Annotated in this window: 1 protein-coding gene; it reads left to right on the plus strand. The window is 67.6% G+C overall.

The window, feature by feature from the left end:
• Positions 1-389, plus strand: a 389-nt coding sequence (locus tag FUU19_RS10690) for an RHS repeat-associated core domain-containing protein (RefSeq protein ID WP_230507123.1), incomplete at both ends; no start/stop codon positions are given.

Raw genomic sequence — 389 nt, forward strand, 5'->3', positions numbered from 1 at the left:
ATCGGTTGCTGCAGGAGCAGCGCGACGACGGCAGCCGCCGCAGCTGGAGCTACGATCCGGCCAGCCCGTGGAGCCCGCTGGCGGCGCTGGAGCAGGCGGGCGACAGCCGCTCGGCGGATATCTACTGGTATCACACCGATCTGAACAGCGCGCCGCTGGAAGTGACCGACGCGGCGGGCAACCTGTGCTGGTCCGGGCAATACGACACCTTCGGCAAGCTGCAGGGCCAGACGGTGGCCGGCGCGGCGAAGCGGCAGGGCGCGCAGTATCAGCAGCCGCTGCGCTACGCCGGGCAATACCAGGATGACGAAAGCGGCCTGCACTACAACCTGTTCCGCTACTACGAACCCGAGGTGGGGCGTTTCACCACGCAGGATCCGATAGGGTTG

It is taken from the genome of Serratia montpellierensis (assembly GCF_020858655.1).
Taxonomy (GTDB): domain Bacteria; phylum Pseudomonadota; class Gammaproteobacteria; order Enterobacterales; family Enterobacteriaceae; genus Serratia; species Serratia montpellierensis.